We start from the raw sequence: 18,554 nt of genomic DNA, 5'->3' as shown, positions 1-18,554 counted from the left end.
GCGGGGCAATTGGGTGGTGTGACTTGTCTTACCGTCGTCGGTGCGGGTCAAGCCCTCAACTTGCCACAGAAACAACAACGGTCGCTATCCTATCTGCGGCCTTGCGACACGCATCGATCCGGGCCGGCAGAAAACCGGGATAACGGCAAGCCCGTCCAAGGTCTGATCTGCTTTAAGGCAAAAAAACGGCAGGAAGTCTTGACCCTGCGGGCATTTAAGCATGTGATAGCCGGTACTCGCGCCAGGAGGATGGCGGGGGCTGAAGCCGTCTTCTTCGGAGAGACGGCACAGGACCGAGAACGACAACTTAAAAAAGGTTTATAAAAATGGGAAAAAAAATCCTGACAGCGCTGCTTGGCGTTGCCGTGATGGGGATTGGCACTCAGACGGCGTTCGGCGGAACGCTTGATGACGTGAAGGCAAAGGGTTTCGTACAGTGCGGCGTCAACGGTTCGAACCTCGCCGGCTTCGGCGCACAGGATTCGGCAGGCAATTGGGCCGGCCTCGACGTTGACCTCTGCAAGGCCGTCGCTGCCGCCGTCTTCGGCGATGCGACCAAGGTCAAGTACACGCCGCTTTCGGCGAAGGATCGTTTCCCGGCGCTGCAGTCCGGCGAAGTCGATGTGCTGTCGCGCAACACCACCTGGAGCGTCAGCCGCGATTCGCAGCTCGGCTTCGATTTCCGCCCCGTCACCTATTATGACGGCCAGGGTTTCATGGTGAAGAAGGAACTCGGCGTGAAGTCGGCGCTGGAACTGTCGGGCGCTTCGGTCTGCGTCCAGTCCGGCACGACCACCGAACTCAACCTCGCCGACTATTTCCGCTCGAACAACATGGACTTCAAGCCCGTCGTATTCGAAGCCCAGGACGAAGCCGACGCCGCCTACAATGCCGGCCGTTGCGACGCCTACACCACCGACGCTTCCGGCCTCTATTCGATCCGCCTGAAGATGAACAACCCCGACGACCACATGGTTCTGCCGGAAATCATCTCCAAGGAGCCGCTCGGCCCGGCCGTTCGCCAGAACGATTCGAAGTGGTTCGACGTCGTGACCTGGTCGCACTACGCGATGGTGGCCGCCGAAGAATTCGGCATCACCCAGGCCAATGTCGAGGAAATGAAGAAGTCCGCCAACCCGGACATCAAGCGCTTCCTCGGCGAAGAAGCCGATTCGACCATCGGCGCCGACCTCGGCCTGCCGAAGGATTGGGCCGTGCAGATCATCAAGGCTGTCGGCAACTATGGCGAAAGCTTCGAGCGCAACGTCGGCCAGGGCTCGCCGCTCAAGATCGACCGCGGCCTGAACGCGCTGTGGAGCAAGGGCGGCCTGCAATACGCACCGCCAATCCGCTGATATCCTGCGGGAGGGCAGGTCACTGCCCTCCCTTCATTGCATATTCGGAACGTTCGCGTCCGTTCCGATACGGACCGAAACGGTTTCGCCTTTGAAATAGAACAGGCGAAAACGCTCTAAAAACAAACGCCCGGAAAACAGGGCGAACATAAGTCAGGGGAAATGTATGGCTCTTGCGGATGCCCGAACAGGGTCCGGCGAACCGCCGAAGGTATCTCTACTCTATAATCCGGCGCTGAGAAGCGTCATCTACCAGGTCGTGACGGTCGTCGTCATCGTTTCAGCGGTCTGGTATGCGTGGTCCAACGTCGTCCAGAACCTCGCCCGCGCCAATATGACCGCCGGCTTCGGCTTTCTGAACAGCCGCGCCGGCTTCGACATCGCCCAGACGCTGATCTCCTATTCGAGCGATTCGACCTATTTCCGCGCGCTGCAGGTCGGTCTGGTCAATACACTGGTCATCGCCGTCGCCGGCATCATCACCGCGACCATCGTCGGGCTTCTCGTCGGCATCGGCCGACTGTCACACAACTGGCTGGTCGCCCGGCTCTGCACCGTCTATGTGGAAATCTTCCGCAACATCCCGCCGTTGCTCGTCATCTTCTTCTGGTATCTCGGCGTCCTTGCCCTGCTGCCGTCGATCCGCTCGATCTTCCAGAGCGTCAAGGACGATCCCGGCTCTATCTTCTTCGTTTCCAACCGTGGCCTCTACATGCCGGCCCCGGTCTTTGGCGAAGGTTTCGGCGTCGTGCTGATCGCGCTTGCCATCGGCATCGTCGCGGCCATCGCCTTCACCATCTGGGCCAATGCCCGCCAGCGCGCCACGGGCCAGCGCCCGCCGGTGCTTTGGATCAATCTCGCGCTCATTGTGCTCTTCCCGCTCGGCGTCTTCATCGTCATGGGCCAGCCGATGACGCTCGATTATGCGATACCCGGCTCCTTCAATATGAAGGGCGGCATGGTCATCGGGCCGGAGTTCCTGGCGCTTTACCTCGCTCTGTCGCTCTACACTGCCTCGTTCATCGCCGAAATCGTGCGCGCCGGCATCCGTGGCGTCTCAAAGGGCCAGTCGGAAGCGTCCTACGCGCTCGGCCTTCGGCCCGGCCAAGCGACGCGCCTCGTCGTGCTGCCGCAGGCGCTCCGGATCATCATTCCGCCGCTCACCTCGCAATATCTCAACCTCGTCAAGAACTCCTCGCTGGCGGTCGCGGTCGGTTATGCCGATCTGGTCGCGGTCGGCGGCACCATCCTCAACCAGTCGGGCAAGTCGATCGAGATCATTTCGATCTGGATGCTGATCTATGTCTCGATCAGCCTCATCACCTCGCTGTTCATGAACTGGTTCAACGCCAAAATGGCATTGGTGGAGCGCTGAGATGGCTGAAAACATCACCTTTGTCCGCGACCGCTTCATCGACGCAGAAAAGCCGCCGGCTTCGGAAAAATCAGCTTTAGCCTGGGTGCGCAACAACCTGTTCCCCTCGTGGAAGGACGGCATCCTGACGGTCATCGCCATCACGGCGATCGTCTACTACATCCCGAAGGCCCTCAACTGGCTGTTCTTCTCGGCCGTCTGGTCCGGCACCGACCGCACCGCCTGCCTGACTGTCGATCAGGGTGGCCAGCTTCCGTCCGGCTGGAGTGGCGCCTGCTGGGCCTATGTGAACGACCGGTTCGTGCAGTTCATGTTCGGCTCCTATCCGCGTGACGAACTCTGGCGGCCCCTCCTGGTCGTCGCCATGTTCGTGGCGCTGCTCATCCCCATGCTGATGCCCAAGGCGCCACGCAAGGGTCTCAACGCACTGCTGCTACTCGTCGTCTTCCCGATTATTTCCTATTTCCTGTTGCTGGGCGGCGTGTTCGGCCTCCGGCATGTGGAAACCTCGCTCTGGGGCGGGTTGATGGTGACGCTGATCATCTCCTTCGTCGGCATCGTCTCGTCGCTACCGATCGGCATCCTGCTGGCGCTCGGGCGGCGCTCGACCATGCCGATCCTGAAAACGGTCTGCATCACCTTCATCGAGCTGATACGCGGCGTGCCGCTGATCACCGTGCTTTTCATGGCCAGCGTGCTTTTGCCGCTGTTCCTGGAGCCCGGCAACAATATTGACAAGTTCCTGCGCGCGCTGATCGGCGTGTCGATCTTCGCATCCGCCTATATGGCGGAGGTCATTCGCGGCGGGCTTCAAGCCATTCCGAAAGGGCAATATGAAGCGGCCGATGCGCTTGGTCTAAACTACTTCCACAAAATGACCTTCGTCGTGCTTCCGCAGGCCATCAAGCTCGTGATCCCCGGCATCGTGAACACCTTCATCGGCATGTTCAAGGATACCTCCCTCGTCACGATCATCTCGATGTACGACCTGCTCGGCATCGTGAAGGCGAGTTTTGGGGATTCGGGCTGGATCACGCCGGTCACGCCCTTGACGGGCCTGATCTTCGCTGGCTTCACGTTCTGGATTTTCTGCTTCGGCATGTCGCGCTATTCGGCCTTCTTCGAACGCCGGCTCGACAAGGGCCACAAACGATAAAAGAGAGGAAACAAGTATGGCAACCCAAGCCCAGGCGCAAAAGATGACGGTCTCGGCGACCGACGTCGCCGTCGAAATCGTCAACATGAACAAGTGGTACGNGAGAGGAAACAAGTATGGCAACCCAAGCCCAGGCGCAAAAGATGACGGTCTCGGCGACCGACGTCGCCGTCGAAATCGTCAACATGAACAAGTGGTACGGCGATTTCCACGTGCTGCGCGACATCAATCTGAAGGTGATGAAGGGCGAGCGCATCGTCATCGCCGGCCCGTCGGGCTCCGGCAAGTCGACGATGATCCGTTGCATCAACCGTCTGGAAGAGCACCAGAAGGGYCAGATCGTCGTTGACGGCATCGAACTGACCAACGACCTGAAGAAGATCGACGAAGTGCGCCGCGAAGTCGGCATGGTGTTCCAGCACTTCAACCTCTTCCCGCACCTGACGATCCTCGAAAACTGCACGCTGGCGCCGATCTGGGTGCGCAAGATGCCGAAGAAGGAAGCCGAGGAAGTGGCGATGCACTACCTCAAGCGCGTCAAGATTCCGGAACAGGCCCACAAATATCCGGGYCAGCTCTCCGGCGGYCAGCAGCAGCGTGTGGCGATCGCCCGGTCGCTGTGCATGAAGCCGAAGATCATGCTGTTCGACGAACCGACCTCGGCCCTCGAYCCGGAAATGGTCAAGGAAGTGYTGGATACGATGGTCTCGCTYGCCGAAGAAGGCATGACCATGCTGTGCGTGACCCACGAAATGGGYTTTGCCCGCCAGGTCGCAACCGCGTGATCTTCATGGACCAGGGCCAGATCGTCGAACAGAACTCGCCGGCCGAATTCTTCGACAATCCGCAGCACGAGCGCACCCGGCTGTTCCTCAGCCAGATCCTGCACTAAGGACCGTGTTCTCGTGCTTGCGAAATGAAGATTGACTGAAACCGCGGGGGTGATGTCATGTCTGGATGGCGCCTTGATGCGGAGTTATCACAGTATCTCCTCTGATCCCCAGAATCTGGAGGAAGTTCCGGATCTAAGGTCATGGTATTCGCTATCGACCCCCCGATTATCGCAGCACCGCGACAATTCTCGCCTAGAGGACTGGGGCACGAATGCGGCTACCCCGCACGAAGAGAAGAGAACCTGCGGCTGCGAACCCGGCGGAAAGAACGAACATCGCCGGCCCCCCAAGCATTCCAAGGATCAGTCCCCCAAGCGTCGGCCCAATGAAGCTGCCCACCGCCGAGATTGAATGAGCACCAAAACAGCTGCCCCTATTGCGCGCCGGCGCGATGTTGTCGACCAGGACATATTCCGACGGGATCACAAGTATTTCTCCGATGGTGAAGATCAGCATCGACGTCGCCAGCCCCACCAGGTCACCCGACGCGATGAAGCCGACCTGGCTGACAATGAAGAATATGCACCCCGTCACTAGGGCCTTCAGCGGCCCCACGCACTGAACGAAGCGCCGCGATCGGGTTGCCGATAAGTACACCCGCACCGTTTATTGAAACGAGATAGGCGAAGATTTCAGCCCCATCAGGGAACCGGACTGCAAGGTAAGGCGCCAGCGTAGCAGTCCACTGTCCGTATACCGCGAGTAGACAGGCCCCGCCCCCCGTGTAGTGGAGCAACCGACGGTCTCTCATCGCGGCTCCGATACTGTCCGCTAGCGATACCGCTTCGGCAGCCGACAGATCGTTCTCCCGAACGGTGGATGACGAACTCAGGAACTGAAAAGTGAAGGCAAGCGCCGCATAAATTCCAGCCGCCATCAGGAACACAGAGCTGGATGCTGCACCCGCTGCAATTCCTATGAGCGGACCGACCGCCCACCCGACGTTCGACGCCATGTGACGCCACGAAAAGCACCTGAGGCGTAGCGGTTCTGGACAGACGTCGCTTATCAGCGCTCGCGATATCGGCCCGAAAATAGAAATCCCGATAGCGGCGAGGGCTCGGGCGGCACAAAAAAACAGTACCGTCTCGGCAAAAGCAAGCGCCATCATCGCGATAGCAACAACGATCATGACCGATGTCAGCACCACCCTGCGACCCGTTTTATCGGACGATGCGCCGGCCAGTGGCGCGGCGACCGCCCCCATCAACGAGCCGATCCCCAGAAGAAAGCCGATCATAGCAGGGCCGACATCAAATTCCTGCTGGAGCTTTATCGCGACGAAGGAGAGGGTCATCGCCCGCGCCGTCGTCGCTATTCCAGTCCCGACAACGAGGAAAATAGCCTCGGATGGCACCCGCGTTTCACGTCGCATCATGTGACTCGCATTTTTAGCAGTTTCGGGAAGGAGAGGCCGGGGCTAGCTTCCACACGAACGCCTCTGAGGTTGCTGGATATTCATCCGGTCCCGTCCGGGCTTCGGCAAAGTGGGAAGCTGGGATGCGAACGGACCAACGAGGACGGCTATCGGTGTCGCTGGCAGACCTTCAGGCATTGGTGTATCCTGGGGATCTCGCCGGAGCGCTTCATACGATCTGCGCCCGGTACGGCGTATCGCACATGACGTTTCTGGTCGTCCGGATCGCGAACGGTCCACTAGCATCACCCTACTACTGCAGCACCTATCCGACGGACTGGATTCGGACCTATCTTGCCAACGACTATTTCACGATCGACCCCGTAATCGACGTCGCACGCTGGGGTCTTTTACCCGTGGATTGGTCCACCCTCGACCAGCGATCCGTTCAGGCCGAGCGGCTCTTCGATGAGGCCGCTGCCAATGGCATCGGCCCAAATGGGCTGACGATCCCGGTTCGCGGTGCAAATGGTGAGCGTTGTTTGTTTTCAGTCACCTCCGACCTCCCGGAAAAGGACTGGTCGGCTCTCCGTGGGTCGGCCCTGCACGACCTGCACATTCTGTCCTACTATCTGCACGAGCAGGTGCTCGAGATCTCCGGCCTTCGCCAACCGGCCCTTCTTCGCAGCCTTTCTGGCCGAGAGCGCCAATGCCTGCAGTTGCTCGGCTCCGGCAAGATCTATAAGCAGATCGCGGCCACACTGGGCATTTCCGAAAGCGCCGTCCGGCTCTATGTGCGCAAGGCAAGGCGCAAGCTGAGCGCCACCACCAGCTATCATGCCGTCGCCAAGGCGAGTTACCTCGAACTCATCGATGTCTAGTCACACGGCTGTCGAACGCGACGCTCTTTAACCTAGTGAACCCGCCCTTCCCCGAACTGGCAATCTGACGATTTCGATAGATTGCAGCCCCCTCCCCTGCCGTCGAAGATTATTCCTGCAGAGACCATCAAGCGATGGCGCGAACCGTGACGTGGCACCAGACCGAGCGGCTTCGCATCGCATGAACTTCTCAACGGGAGGCGATGATGATTGATCCGCAAACTTTGGAACGCTGGCGAAACGCGCCGCGACTGACGTCCTTTGCCGATTTCTTCCAGCGAACCGCAAGTGGCAAGGGGGGCGCCCCGGATCTCGGACGGCCGGAACCGGACCTCAGCCTCCTCGATTTCGATCTTGATTGCGCGATCTACGGCGACACGGACACACGTCTTTTTGGCATTTTCGACAATCATTACTACGCCAGCATTCCCTACCGCCTCGAGGAAACCTGTCGCTTGGGCGCGGCGATCTTCTCCTTCTCTCAACGCATCTGGGCGCGGGCGGCCCGCCCGGCAACGATCTATACTCTGGGTACTGGCACGGGATGCCTTGCCCGGTCGCTGGCGGCGCTTGGTGGTGGGCGGATCGAGACCCTTGCCTGCAGTCCGACGCCAGCCAACCGCGAGGCGTTCTTCGCCAAGCGGGGAAGCGAACACGCGCATTTCTTTCTCGGACCGTTTTTCGAGCTGGACGCCAAACGCTACGCAGACGACCCGGATCTCCTGGCATTCAGGGAGGGTTTCGACATCCTTTTCGAAGACACGACCTTCCAGATGTATGACCGGGATCGGGCAGCACAACTGGCATTCATCACCCCTCGCCTTCGCCAAGGCGGCGTGCTCGTCCAGGTTCAAAAACTGGCACATGAAGACGAGGGCATCTACGAGGAGCGCGAGCGCCAAAAGGATGATCTGTTCAAGAGCCGGTACTTCTCGAGAAGCCAGATCGCGGAAAAGAAGACCGAAGTCCTGACCACAATGACGGACTGCCAGGTCGATCTGCAGGCGACGGTGGCCGCGCTGAGGTTGTTCTTCCGCTACGCGGTGCTGACCTGGAACAGCGGGAACTTCTACACCATCGTTTCCTCAAATTCGCGGGCATCGATCCTCGAGTTCGTATCGCTGATGGTGAAGCCGGCGATACCGCCTGGCTTCTGCTACGAAAAGCTTCCGACAGTGGTGATCGATACCGAGGCTGAGCCGCTTACCCCGGACCTTTCGTGGCGCAGGGCCAACACGATGACGTCGATCGCGCCGAAGCCCCGATTGGCCGCCTGAGATGACCGATGATCCATCGGTTGATGCGAACCTGTTTTGCAGCGCGGCCGACGTCAGACGCTCGCTGTCTTATCTGCTGCCACGCCTCGTTCCGTACTGGGAGCGACCGCTCCACGAATACGCGGCCGCAATCTACGACGTCGAACCATTTCATTCCGGGAATGCAAGGCGCCGCCATGCGATGAACCTGCTCCGCCTCTGCGTCGAGCGAGCGGCCCGCAGATCAGGCTATGGCGACGACGAGGCAAAAGGCGCGGGCGCGGAACTTGTTGCGGCACCGGTCATGCAGACCGGGCCGCACGCCCTGCTCATTGTGGAACCCGACGCCTTCTACACGCAGTTGTTCAGTCTCATGGGTCTCGCGGCCCACCGCAGACAATGGCAGATCAACTACTCGGTCTCGACATCGGCATTCAAGGAAAGTGCAAAAAAGGGCCCAGGCTGGCTGCGGCTTGAGGGTGAAGCGCTCAACGTATTCGGTCTTCCACGTCGGCGACTGATCGACAGTAGCATCGCCTGCTTCAACGGGCCCTATCGCTTCAGGCTCTCGAACTCGAAACACGTGTCGGCGCCGAATGCGTCCGCCGCGCGCCTGCTTGCCGAATTGCCCGACAGCGCGTTTTCCTGTGCCGCAGAAGCGATCAGGATGGGCAATCTTGCACTCTGGCACGGCATTCTCCACGCACCCACAAAGCTCCTTCAGCTCGATGACTTCGACATGGCGGACCTGATCGCCGACCATTTGGAGGACGTCGGATCTTGGGTGTCATCGCTATTCGTCCACGGCGGCGGGGGCGCGGTTTCGATCCTTGATACGATCGATCGCCTGAATAGCGGGCCATGGCGCGGTTGGATCCTCCGCTCGACAGATTTCTTCTGGCGCCTTGAGGAGCACAAGGTCGTGCCGCTGCATCTGCATGACGGTGTTCTCAGGACGTCGAGATCGCCGAGCTTCGAAGTGAAGTTCACGCCGGCATGCCTTGCCGCCGCGCTTCGTGGGCGTGCGATCCTGCCCGGCATGTTCATCGCCTATCTGGTCGTCTCGATACTGCCCGGCGTCAGGGTTCTGGGGGGATGCCGGCAGACGGTCTATTTGCCGTTGATGCGGTATCTGACCGCTATAGGCGCACAGCGGGCCGGCGATACCGACCTTCTGGCGGCGCTGGAAGGTGACGAGCGACCGGGAGTTTGGGGGCATCGCGTGTTGCGGCTCGCCGACGGCTACCCGTTTCAGGAGGTCGAACAGGCTGGCGGGGTCTTACCGCTCCTATCACGATATGCGGAAATGCCGCTGGTCGAGACAAGCGGCGATCTCGCGAGCTTTACGGGAGACCCCATCTGGGCGGAGATTTCGGAGCATATCAGGTCCGGCGCGATCGCGCGAACCTCAGACGAATGGAAATGGTCGGGGATCTAATCCCCCCTCCCCTTCATAGCCCTCATTCGAAACCGACGACACTCGTCGTGACAATCGTCCCGCCTATTCGGCTGGCTTTTTAAAGCGAACTCCCGCGCCGCCACCGTTTTCAGGAATAAAGTTAATTCCCGCCTTTTCAAATGCCGCGACGATACTGGCCAGATTGTTGCCTATGGGCGTGTGCGCGCCGCGTTCGAAATCAGCAATCGTTTGACGCGACACGTTGGCTGCTTCCGCGAGCTGCCCTTGGCTCCAGGCCAACATTGCTCGGGCTCCCCGGCACTGTGCCACCGTAAGATGATTATTACTCAAGGCAAACTTTCTGATTGACTTCTATCATTCTGTAGGAAACATTGACACTCGCGGTCGAGAAGGTGCTGGAACACCTGCCCGACCTAACCACAATCAAGCTGGTAGGAGCTCGGATCATGGCTGATTCTGAGAATAGCAGAACTTTGTCTGCAATCATCCATAGAAACCTCCTCGCAGCGTCTGGGCATCTCCAGCTGTAGAGCAGCTACGGCAGAGTGACGCCGCCCCCGACACCAATTCAAATCTCGCCAACCTGCCTTGCGGACCGAACCACCTCGGCCCGGAGAGCGGAAACGTGCGCGATGAAGAACTCCTTCATCGCAGCGGGTCGGCGCCAAAAACCAAGGAGGGAACATAACAATGTTATCACTACATCATTTTCGTTCGACCGTCTTCGTCATCGGACTGGCCACCGCCTTGTCGGGCGGCTTCACCGTCGGCTCGGCGCTCGCGGAGGACCTGCGCGTCGGCACCCAGTTCAAGTTGATGACGCTCGACCCGCATTATGCCGATCTGAGCGAAACAAACTCGCTGCTCTCCCACATCTACGAGCACCTGGTGAACCAGAACCAGCAGATGAACGCCGAGCCGCAGTTGGCGACGTCCTGGGAGCGGTTGTCGGAAACGCGGTGGGAGTTCAAGCTTCGGAAGGGTGTCAAGTTCCATGACGGTTCGGCCTTCACGGCCCAGGACGTTATCTACTCGATCGAACGCATCCGCGATTTCCTGAAGCCCCCGAGCGGCGGTTACCAGTCGTATACGCAAGCCATCAAGTCGGTCACGGCGCCGGACCCGCTGACAGTCGTCATCGAGACGAACGGCGACGTTCCGACATTGCCTCTGCTGCTTACACCGATTTTCATCATGCCTCACAAGGCGAACGGCTTCGCGACGACTGACGAACTCAACGCCGGCACACTTCCCATCGGGACCGGTCCCTACAAATTCGAAAGCTGGCAATCCGGCGAAGGGCTCAATCTGACGCGTAACGATGCCTACTGGGGCGGAGCGCCGGCCTGGTCAAAGGTCTCGTTCCGGGTGATCGAAAGCCCGGCAGCACGTGTCGCGGCGCTGACGACGGGAGACGTGGACATTGCAGACTACATCCCCGCACGTGACGTCGAAGGCGTCAAGCAGCGCGGTCTGCGGATCGACAGCACCAGTGCTGCCCGGGCAAATTTCCTGCAGTTCGATATCGGTCGGGAGGAACCGCCGGGCGTAACGGACAAATCAGGCAAACCCATCGCAAATCCGTTCCACAACAAGCGTGTGCGCCAGGCGTTGACGATGGCGACCGACCGCGCCTTCATCGCCGACAAGATCCTCCTCGGCTATGGCACCGCGGCCGCCCAACTGTTTCCGCCGGGACTACCGGGCACCTCTGCGAACCTGAAGGTGACCCCGCCGGACTATGAAGGCGCAAAGGCGCTTCTGGCTGAAGCGGGCTTTCCGGATGGTTTCAACGTCGTGCTCGCTGGGCCGGCAGGCCGCTATCCGGGCGACAGCGAATCCCTCCAGTCGATCGCACAGAACTGGGCGAGGATCGGCGTGAATGCCCAACCCGTGGTTTCTCCTTTTTCCGTCTTCGCCACACAGCGGTCTAACGGAGACTTTCCGGTCTGGTATGGCGGCTGCTCCGGCGAAGCAGTGACGTTCTGCCTCAAGGCGCTCGTCGGCACTCCCGATGCTGAAACGGGATCCGGTTCGCTGAACTATGGCAAGTACCATAACCCGGCGTTCGACGAGAAGCTCACAAAGGCGATGGACATGGAGGACGGCCCCGACCGGAATGCTGCGCTTGCCGAAGCGACCGAACTTGTCATGGCTGATTATCCGATTGTTCCGCTCTACCACTTCCACCTGATTGTCGGACATGGGCAGAAGGTCGGCACCTATGCGGTCCATCCGCGCGGATGGACAACGGCCATGCAGGCCGCCCCCGCGGTGAAGTGAGGGCGCTGCCATGATGACCACGATCGCAGGAAGGCTTTCACAAGCCTTCCTTCTCCTCCTCGTCATGTCGGTGATCGGCTTTGCGGGCATCCACAGCGTCGGCAATCCCGTCTACAACATCGTCAATATTGAAACGGCCACCGCCGAGGACATTCGCAACGCGACGATTGCCCTCGGCCTCGATCAGCCATTGTGGCGGCAATACCTGCTGTTCATGGGCAACGTGGTCACCGGCAACTTCGGGAAATCGTACATCTATCATCTCCCGGCCTTTGGTCTGATCATGAGCAAGCTGCCGGCCACCTTTGAACTGGCGACGACGGCCATGCTGATCGCCGCCCCATGCGGCACGCTACTCGGTCTTCTGGCCGGCCGCCGGCAGGGCGGCATGCTTGACCGCGCCATTCTCAAAACAAGCGTGTTCGCGCTCAGCATTCCGTCCTTCTGGCTCAGCATGATGCTCATCCTCGTCGGCGCCATTGCGATGGGCTGGTTCCCGCCAGGCGGTCGCGGCGCGACACTCTCGCTCCTCGGCCAGGAATGGAGTTTTCTGACACTGGACGGGCTCAGGCATCTGGCGCTTCCGGCCATGGCCCTTGCCATCCCGAAGGTGGCGCTTATCGCCCGGCTGGCACGTGCGGGAACGATCGAGGTTGAAAGCCAGGATTTCATTCGGTTCTGCCGGGCAAAGGGTTTGTCACCGCGCCGGATTCTCTTCCGCCATACTCTACCCAACATCAGCATTCCCATCGTGACCATCGTCGGAATGCAGTTTGGGGGCATGCTGGCTTTCGCGGTGGTGGTGGAAACGATCTTCGCCTGGCCTGGCGTCGGCAAGCTACTCATCGACTCCATCCAGCTCCTCGACCGGCCGGTCGTGATGGCGACCCTGACCTTTGTCGCCGTCGCTTTCGTCGCGCTAAACGCGCTCGTCGACCTCCTCTACGCCGTGCTCGATCCGCGCGTGCGCCGCTCCGCATGAAAGGAGACCTTGTCCATGAAGGCCGATACACTTCGCGCGCTCTGGAAATACCCGCGACAGTACCGCCTCAGCCTGTCTGCGCTGTTGCTCGCCGCATATGTTCTCGTGGCGCTTGCGGCACCGTTGGTTGTTCCGCAAAACCCCTACGATCCGCTGCAGATCCAGGCGTGGGAGGCATCATCGCCGCCGGGAACAATGGGGGGAGGCGGCTACATTTATCTGCTCGGGACTGACGGACTTGGCCGCGACATCGTCAGCACCATTGCCTATGGTCTGCGCCTCAGCCTGCTCGTCGCCATGACCAGCACCGCGATCGCGGCCTTCATCGGGCTCGTCCTCGGCGTCAGCGCTGCTTATTTCGGCAAATGGGTCGATGCCGTCATCATGCGTATCGTCGACCTCCAGCTCAGCTTGCCGACCATTCTGGTCGCGCTCATCGCGATCGTCACGCTCGGACCCGGCGTCGATCGCATCATATTGGCCATCGTCATCGTGCAGTGGGCGACGTATGCCAGGCTTGCGCGCGGCGTTGCGCTCAGCGAGACCGGCAAACCATACCTGGACGCGGCCCGGCTCCTGCGCTTGCCGACCTGGCGCATCATCTTTCGCCATCTGCTCCCCAACAGCATTGCCCCGGCGATCACGCTGATCCCGATAGAGCTCGGGCACGCCGTCGCGCTCGAAGCGACGCTTTCATTTCTTGGCCTCGGCGTGCCGATCGACAAGCCTTCGCTCGGCTCCACCGTCGCCAACGGCTTCCAGTATCTCATGACCGGCCAATACTGGATCAGCCTGTTTCCCGGCCTTGCCCTGTTCGCGCTTATCGCAAGCATCAATTTCGTCGGCGAAGACGTCCGGCGCCGCCTCGATCCAAGGAGCCGTTCCCATGACGTATGATATCGCCCAAGATCAATTGCTGGTGGTCAGCAACCTAACCGTGAAACATCGCACAGCGACCAGCGCCACAACGATCCTCAACGACGTCAGCCTCAACCTTCAGCGCGGAGAAGTCCTCGGACTGATCGGTGAATCCGGCGCCGGCAAATCAACGCTCGGCAATGCGATCCTCGGCCTGCTTTCCGCTGACTTCGAGCGGACGTCCGGCACGATCCGGTTCGAGGAAATGGCACTGGACCGCATCGACAAGCAGCAATGGGCGTCTATCCGAGGGCGCCGGATTGCCGCGATCTTCCAGGACCATACTGCATCGCTTGATCCACTCATGGCAATCGGGCGCCAGCTGGAAGAAGCCATCCTTGCGACCAATGACAAGACACTGCGCCACGAAGCACGCGACATCGCCGTCGATCTGCTTGTGCGGGTGGGAATTCCAGACGCGCGCGAGCGCTATCACAGCTATCCCCACCAGTTCTCCGGTGGCCAGCGACAACGCATCGTTATTGCCATAGCGCTTGCGGGCGCGCCCGACATCATCATCGCTGATGAGCCGACGTCGGCGCTGGATGCGACCGTGCAAAAGCAGATTCTCGCCCTTCTGCGCGAACTTGTCGAAGAAACCGGTGTGTCGATCATTCTCGTCACGCACGATATGGGTGTAATCTCGGACGTGACCGATAGGGTCGTCGTCATGCGGCATGGTGAGGTGATCGAACAGGGCGTCACGTCGACGCTGCTCGACAGGCCTCAAAACGCATACACCCTCGAGCTTCTCGCCGCCGTTCCCAGATTGCGTCTGTCTGGCGCAGACGTAAAGATCAGGCGAGCAAGTGATACGATCGGCCCAGCTGTCCAAGACAGTGGCGCTCCATCCAGGGAGGTGCCGATCCTTGTTGCACAGGGGATAACCAAAGTTTTTGCCGTCAGCGGGCTCGGATGGCTCCGCAATGGCACTCGGAAATCTGCGCTTCGCGAGGTTTCGGTCGAGTTGGCGCGCGGTGCGATCACCGGTATCGTCGGTGAAAGCGGCAGCGGAAAGAGCACGATCGGCCGCATCATCGCAGGGCTGGAAACCGCGAACGCCGGCAAACTCGGTATCGACGGCCGGCAATTCGAGATTTCCTGCCCCGGTCGGCGGAGCGGGCTGCTCGGTGAGGTCCAGATGATTTTCCAGGACCCCGCGCTGTCGCTGAACCCGCGCATGTCGATTGGCGATACGTTGTCGGAAAGCATAAGGTTCGGCAGCCGTCACGCGCACGACCCGAAGCGGGATGTGCTCTCGATGATCGGCCGCCTCCGATTGGCGCGAACCCTCCTTGCCCGCTATCCCCATCAATTGTCCGGCGGACAGAAACAGCGCGTCTGCATCGCGCGCGCCCTTCTTGCCGGCCCACGGATCATCGTCGCGGACGAACCCACCTCCGCGCTCGACGTCTCCGTCCAGGCCGAAATCGTCACGCTTCTGAAAGAGATCGTCACCGAGCAGGGCATCTCGATGCTGTTCATCTCGCACGATCTCGCGCTCGTGCAGGAGCTTTGCAGTTCGATCTACATCTTCAAAGACGGCAGAGTGGAAGACGCTGGTCCGTCGCGGTTCATCTTCGGCCACTCGCAAAACCCGTACACGCGCAGCTTGATCGACGCTCGCCCACGGCGATTCACGCATTAACGGCAGTCACGCGCTGAAAGCCGCGAGGCGACGCCTCGCCGCGAACTTTCTCCAATCATTCACACCCATGCTGCGCTCACGCGCCGCACAGGAAAGGTCTGTCATGACGAATACGTTTACCATCGCCGTCACCGGGCAATCTCTGATCAAGCATGACATTCGCAACGTCGAAACACCGGGCTTTGCCGGCGTGCGGGCGTTGCTTGGCCAGGCCGATTTTGCCTTCACCAACTTCGAGAGCACGATCCTCGGCAGTCACGGGGGATGGCCGCTCAAGGGGTCCGTCTTCGGCTGCAGCCAGCCGGTCGTTCTCGATGCGCTCCAGGCAATTGGCATCCACGGTCTGTCGCTATCGAACAATCATGCTTTCGATCTCGGTCCCTCCGGTATCCTCTCCACCCTTGAGGAGGTCGAAAGGCGCGGCTTCCTTCATGCCGGCATCGGACGCAATCAAACGGCGGCTGCGCGCGTGGGGAAAGGTTCGTTTGGAGGCAGGAAAGTTGCCCTCGTCGCCATGGACGGTGGTCCGGGACCTGATTTCATGTATGCGGCTGATGCCGCCAACAACCGCCCTGAGCGGCCGGGCGTGAACCGGCTGAAATTGACCAAGGTCATAGACGTCGATGCCGACACGTTCGCACAGTTGAGTGTCCTCCGCGACAAGGTCGAGTATACGACAATGGACCTCGCCAATGACAGCCAGCCGGACGATACCCCCTATGTCGACGCCGAGAGCGAGGTCAGCATCGCGCGGGCGGTGTTCAGGCGCTCCGGCAGGTTCGGCCGAAACGTCAGGGTCGATGAAGCCGATCTGTCGCGAAACCTTGCCGCGATCACCTCGGCGGCTGAGGAAGGGCACCTCGTGATCGCCTATCTCCATCACCATCACTGGGCGCCGATCTGGGCCCAGGTCCCGGAGTGGGTCGGCACGGTGGCAAAACAATGCATCGATGCCGGGGCGGCCATGTTTGTCAGCCACGGCGCTCCCGTCCTGCAGCCGGTCGAGATCTATCGTGGCCGGCCGATCTTCTACAGCCTGGGGAATTTCGTCTTCCATGTCCGATCGACGAATTCACCCTGGAAGGCGCGAGAGGTGTGGGAAAGCGTGGTCGGACTTTGCTCCTTCGGCGAAGACGGTAAACTGGCCAGTATGTGTTTCCATCCCGTTGCTATCGGGGGCAATGAGGTGGCGCGGAGCTATGATCTGGAGATGCGCCTCGTTCCTGAGGTCGTCGACGGCCCGGACGCGGAACGGATTCTCCGTCGATTTCGGGAGCAGTCCGCGACGTTCGGTACGGAAATCGAGATTTCTGGAAATATGGGCTTTCTGAAAATTTATCCGGGATAAGCGAATTGGCGCACGGAGCGGAGATTGTCGTCCCTGCTTACAAGGCTGTGTTGCGCGAATGATGGCTTGGCGACCGGTAACAGACCGGTCGCCCGCTCGGTTTTCTCGTCAGCCGCGCCGAGCAGCCTCGATTGCAGCAACGTCGATTTTCTTCATATCCATCATCGCCGCGAACGCTCGTTTTGCTTCATCGCCGCCGGCAGCCATCGCGTCGGTCAGAACGCGCGGTGTGATCTGCCAGGAGACGCCCCATTTGTCCTTGCACCAGCCGCACGCGCTCTCCTGGCCGCCGTTGCCGACAATGGCGTTCCAATAGCGGTCCGTTTCCTCCTGATCGTCTGTGGCGATCTGGAACGAGAAGGCTTCGTTGTGCTTGAACATAGGCCCACCATTGAGGCCGAGGCAGGGAATGCCGGCAACCGTGAATTCGACCGTCAGCACGTCGCCAGCCGTTCCCGACGGGTAGTCGCCGGGAGCACGATGGACTGCACCAACCGAGCTGCCAGGAAATGTAGCCGCGTAAAATCTGGCGGCGGCCTCAGCGTCCTGGTCATACCACAGGCATATGATGTTCTTGGCGATCGTCATTGTTCATCCTCCTTTTCCGGCGCGCCTATTGATTGATCTCGGGTTCAACGAGCCTCGCAAGCTTGTAGAGGGACTCCTGCCAACCGAGGTAGCAGGCCTCTGCGGGGATAACATCCGGCACACCCTGCTGTTCGATATTCACCTCTGTGCCGACCGACACAGCCTTCAGCTTCACTGTAACTCTCATCTCACCCGGTAAGTGGAGGTCGTCGAAACTATCTGTGTAAACAAGGCGCTCACCCGGAACCAGTTCCAGATAGGCTCCGCCGAAGGAATGGCTATGGCCTGTCGTAAAATTCCTGAACGACATCCTATGATGGCCGCCAACCTTAGCATCCAGCTCGTGAACGGTGCAGGTGAACCCGTACGGGTGGAAGCCAGCTTGCGACCGCGTCTGGTTCCAAGAACGCGGGGTAGAGTTTGTCTGGCTCGGCGGCAATAACGCGGTGCAGATGGATCGTGCTGGGCATGGTTTTCTCCCTTTGGCTTCGTTTCACAGGTTTGATCAATCGTGTCGGGCGCTGGCCCGAAAACACATCAAGCGATCATGCCTCCCTGGCGGTATTTCTCGCTGGGCGGCCACTGCCTGTCGATACGGTCATGACGAACAGAGCCGAAAGAAATCGACACCGCATTGAAAAAAGAATTGGGTGAGTTCCAATTTCCTTATGTTCGGCAGAGGATCTGACACTTTCTTAGCGCGGGGCGTTGACGCCGGCAGTATTTCAAAATCCTGAACAACGGCTGTCCTTTAACCCGAATCAGATTGGGGCCCCAGTCAGCGCCGAAAGGGGTAAGGTGCTACGATTAAGCACGAGGAGAAGATGAGCGACCTGCGCGAAGACCAAGAAAATTACCACCGTCGAGTTAGCGGCTATGGTCTTGGGCAATTCCAGTTGGACCTACTGAGAGTGTCTTCGGCGGGAGCCAATCCAACCCGGATGGATCAGCTGCGGATCGTTTTGGGGATCAAATCCGGCCGACCCTATGGTCCATCCTGAACCGCCCCGGCTTTGCCGGAGACCCCAACTCGTGAGAAGTAGGGTCTATGACAAGCAAAACGACGAACAAATTTTCTCCTGAAGTCCGCGTCC

General features: G+C 59.9%; 15 protein-coding genes and 3 pseudogenes. 13 read left to right on the top strand and 5 right to left on the bottom strand.

The annotated features are described in order from the left end of the window. Positions 1-326: 326 nt before the first annotated feature. The 5 genes and pseudogenes from ASC86_RS24100 (at position 327) to ASC86_RS24085 (ending at position 4,778) form a co-directional block, all read left to right on the top strand. Positions 327-1,355, top strand: coding sequence for an amino acid ABC transporter substrate-binding protein (locus tag ASC86_RS24100; RefSeq protein ID WP_056327255.1), 1,029 nt, complete (start codon positions 327-329; stop codon positions 1,353-1,355). A gap of 166 nt (positions 1,356-1,521) precedes the next feature. Next, positions 1,522-2,730, top strand: a complete 1,209-nt coding sequence (locus ASC86_RS24095; protein WP_056327253.1) for an amino acid ABC transporter permease — start codon at positions 1,522-1,524, stop codon at positions 2,728-2,730. A 1-nt stretch (position 2,731) separates the two neighbouring features. Then, positions 2,732-3,886, top strand: a complete 1,155-nt coding sequence (locus ASC86_RS24090) for an amino acid ABC transporter permease (protein ID WP_056327251.1) — start codon at positions 2,732-2,734, stop codon at positions 3,884-3,886. 16 nt (positions 3,887-3,902) lie between these two features. Then, positions 3,903-3,987 (top strand): annotated as a pseudogene (locus tag ASC86_RS27090) (amino acid ABC transporter ATP-binding protein); the annotation flags it as partial. Between the two features lie 15 nt (positions 3,988-4,002). Then, positions 4,003-4,778, top strand: a pseudogene (locus ASC86_RS24085) (amino acid ABC transporter ATP-binding protein). A 193-nt stretch (positions 4,779-4,971) separates the two neighbouring features. On the opposite strand, the gene ASC86_RS24080 reads toward ASC86_RS24085, so the two are convergent. Together ASC86_RS24080 and ASC86_RS24075 are read right to left on the bottom strand one after the other, a co-directional pair. After that, a complete protein-coding gene (locus tag ASC86_RS24080; protein ID WP_056327249.1) occupies positions 4,972-5,235 on the bottom strand; it encodes a hypothetical protein in 264 nt (87 codons plus the stop codon). A gap of 22 nt (positions 5,236-5,257) precedes the next feature. Then, positions 5,258-6,154, bottom strand: coding sequence for an MFS transporter (locus ASC86_RS24075; RefSeq protein WP_280136997.1), 897 nt, complete (start codon positions 6,152-6,154; stop codon positions 5,258-5,260). Positions 6,155-6,309: 155 nt separating this feature from the next. On the opposite strand from ASC86_RS24075, the gene ASC86_RS24070 reads away from it, so the two are divergent. The 3 genes from ASC86_RS24070 to ASC86_RS24060 all read left to right on the top strand — a co-directional run bounded on the left by ASC86_RS24070 (position 6,310) and on the right by ASC86_RS24060 (position 9,711). Continuing rightward, positions 6,310-7,017: a LuxR family transcriptional regulator gene (locus ASC86_RS24070; RefSeq protein ID WP_244477691.1), complete on the top strand. Its 708-nt coding sequence runs from the start codon at positions 6,310-6,312 to the stop codon at positions 7,015-7,017. A gap of 206 nt (positions 7,018-7,223) precedes the next feature. Next, the gene (locus ASC86_RS24065; RefSeq protein WP_056327242.1) at positions 7,224-8,294 is read left to right on the top strand and encodes a class I SAM-dependent methyltransferase; all 1,071 of its coding nucleotides are present in this window, start codon (positions 7,224-7,226) and stop codon (positions 8,292-8,294) included. A 1-nt stretch (position 8,295) separates the two neighbouring features. After that, positions 8,296-9,711 (top strand): hypothetical protein, encoded by a 1,416-nt coding sequence (locus tag ASC86_RS24060; RefSeq protein WP_156387184.1) that lies wholly within the window; start codon positions 8,296-8,298, stop codon positions 9,709-9,711. A 63-nt stretch (positions 9,712-9,774) separates the two neighbouring features. Here ASC86_RS24060 and ASC86_RS24055 read toward each other — a convergent pair whose 3' ends face one another. Further along, positions 9,775-9,975: a helix-turn-helix transcriptional regulator gene (locus ASC86_RS24055; RefSeq protein ID WP_056327240.1), complete on the bottom strand. Its 201-nt coding sequence runs from the start codon at positions 9,973-9,975 to the stop codon at positions 9,775-9,777. Positions 9,976-10,383: 408 nt separating this feature from the next. Between ASC86_RS24055 and ASC86_RS24050 the strand changes: the two genes are divergently transcribed. The 5 genes from ASC86_RS24050 (at position 10,384) to ASC86_RS24030 (ending at position 16,872) form a co-directional block, all read left to right on the top strand. Then, complete coding sequence (locus ASC86_RS24050) at positions 10,384-11,976, top strand: ABC transporter substrate-binding protein (RefSeq protein ID WP_056327238.1); 1,593 nt, start codon at positions 10,384-10,386, stop codon at positions 11,974-11,976. A gap of 10 nt (positions 11,977-11,986) precedes the next feature. Then, positions 11,987-12,958: an ABC transporter permease gene (locus ASC86_RS24045; RefSeq protein WP_056327236.1), complete on the top strand. Its 972-nt coding sequence runs from the start codon at positions 11,987-11,989 to the stop codon at positions 12,956-12,958. A gap of 15 nt (positions 12,959-12,973) precedes the next feature. Further along, positions 12,974-13,855 carry an ABC transporter permease gene (locus tag ASC86_RS24040; protein ID WP_056327234.1) on the top strand — a complete coding sequence of 294 codons (882 nt, stop codon included), beginning with the start codon at positions 12,974-12,976 and terminating at the stop codon, positions 13,853-13,855. After that, positions 13,845-15,524: an ABC transporter ATP-binding protein gene (locus tag ASC86_RS24035; protein WP_056327232.1), complete on the top strand. Its 1,680-nt coding sequence runs from the start codon at positions 13,845-13,847 to the stop codon at positions 15,522-15,524. Before ASC86_RS24040 ends, ASC86_RS24035 begins: the two co-directional genes overlap by 11 nt. Before the next feature lie 103 nt (positions 15,525-15,627). Beyond that, positions 15,628-16,872 (top strand): CapA family protein, encoded by a 1,245-nt coding sequence (locus ASC86_RS24030; RefSeq protein WP_056327231.1) that lies wholly within the window; start codon positions 15,628-15,630, stop codon positions 16,870-16,872. A 108-nt stretch (positions 16,873-16,980) separates the two neighbouring features. On the opposite strand, the gene ASC86_RS24025 is transcribed toward ASC86_RS24030, so the two are convergent. Further along, positions 16,981-17,460: a VOC family protein gene (locus tag ASC86_RS24025; protein ID WP_056327228.1), complete on the bottom strand. Its 480-nt coding sequence runs from the start codon at positions 17,458-17,460 to the stop codon at positions 16,981-16,983. 25 nt (positions 17,461-17,485) lie between these two features. Then, positions 17,486-17,930, bottom strand: a pseudogene (locus ASC86_RS24020) (SRPBCC family protein). Positions 17,931-18,554 lie beyond the last annotated feature (624 nt).

It is taken from the genome of Rhizobium sp. Root1212 (assembly GCF_001424985.1).
Taxonomy (GTDB): domain Bacteria; phylum Pseudomonadota; class Alphaproteobacteria; order Rhizobiales; family Rhizobiaceae; genus Pararhizobium.
Note: the sequence above shows the minus strand (reverse complement) of the source record. Positions and strands in the feature narration are given on the sequence as shown.

Coding starts and splice junctions, on each gene's coding strand:
- ASC86_RS24060 (WP_156387184.1), top strand. CDS start 8,296: ATGACCGATGATCCATCGGTTGATGCGAACCTGTTTTGCAGCGCGGCC.
- ASC86_RS24075 (WP_280136997.1), bottom strand. CDS start 6,154: ATGCGACGTGAAACGCGGGTGCCATCCGAGGCTATTTTCCTCGTTGTC.
- ASC86_RS24050 (WP_056327238.1), top strand. CDS start 10,384: ATGTTATCACTACATCATTTTCGTTCGACCGTCTTCGTCATCGGACTG.
- ASC86_RS24065 (WP_056327242.1), top strand. CDS start 7,224: ATGATTGATCCGCAAACTTTGGAACGCTGGCGAAACGCGCCGCGACTG.
- ASC86_RS24080 (WP_056327249.1), bottom strand. CDS start 5,235: ATGCTGATCTTCACCATCGGAGAAATACTTGTGATCCCGTCGGAATAT.
- ASC86_RS24055 (WP_056327240.1), bottom strand. CDS start 9,975: ATGTTGGCCTGGAGCCAAGGGCAGCTCGCGGAAGCAGCCAACGTGTCG.
- ASC86_RS24035 (WP_056327232.1), top strand. CDS start 13,845: ATGACGTATGATATCGCCCAAGATCAATTGCTGGTGGTCAGCAACCTA.
- ASC86_RS24040 (WP_056327234.1), top strand. CDS start 12,974: ATGAAGGCCGATACACTTCGCGCGCTCTGGAAATACCCGCGACAGTAC.
- ASC86_RS24045 (WP_056327236.1), top strand. CDS start 11,987: ATGATGACCACGATCGCAGGAAGGCTTTCACAAGCCTTCCTTCTCCTC.
- ASC86_RS24095 (WP_056327253.1), top strand. CDS start 1,522: ATGGCTCTTGCGGATGCCCGAACAGGGTCCGGCGAACCGCCGAAGGTA.
- ASC86_RS24100 (WP_056327255.1), top strand. CDS start 327: ATGGGAAAAAAAATCCTGACAGCGCTGCTTGGCGTTGCCGTGATGGGG.
- ASC86_RS24025 (WP_056327228.1), bottom strand. CDS start 17,460: ATGACGATCGCCAAGAACATCATATGCCTGTGGTATGACCAGGACGCT.
- ASC86_RS24030 (WP_056327231.1), top strand. CDS start 15,628: ATGACGAATACGTTTACCATCGCCGTCACCGGGCAATCTCTGATCAAG.
- ASC86_RS24090 (WP_056327251.1), top strand. CDS start 2,732: ATGGCTGAAAACATCACCTTTGTCCGCGACCGCTTCATCGACGCAGAA.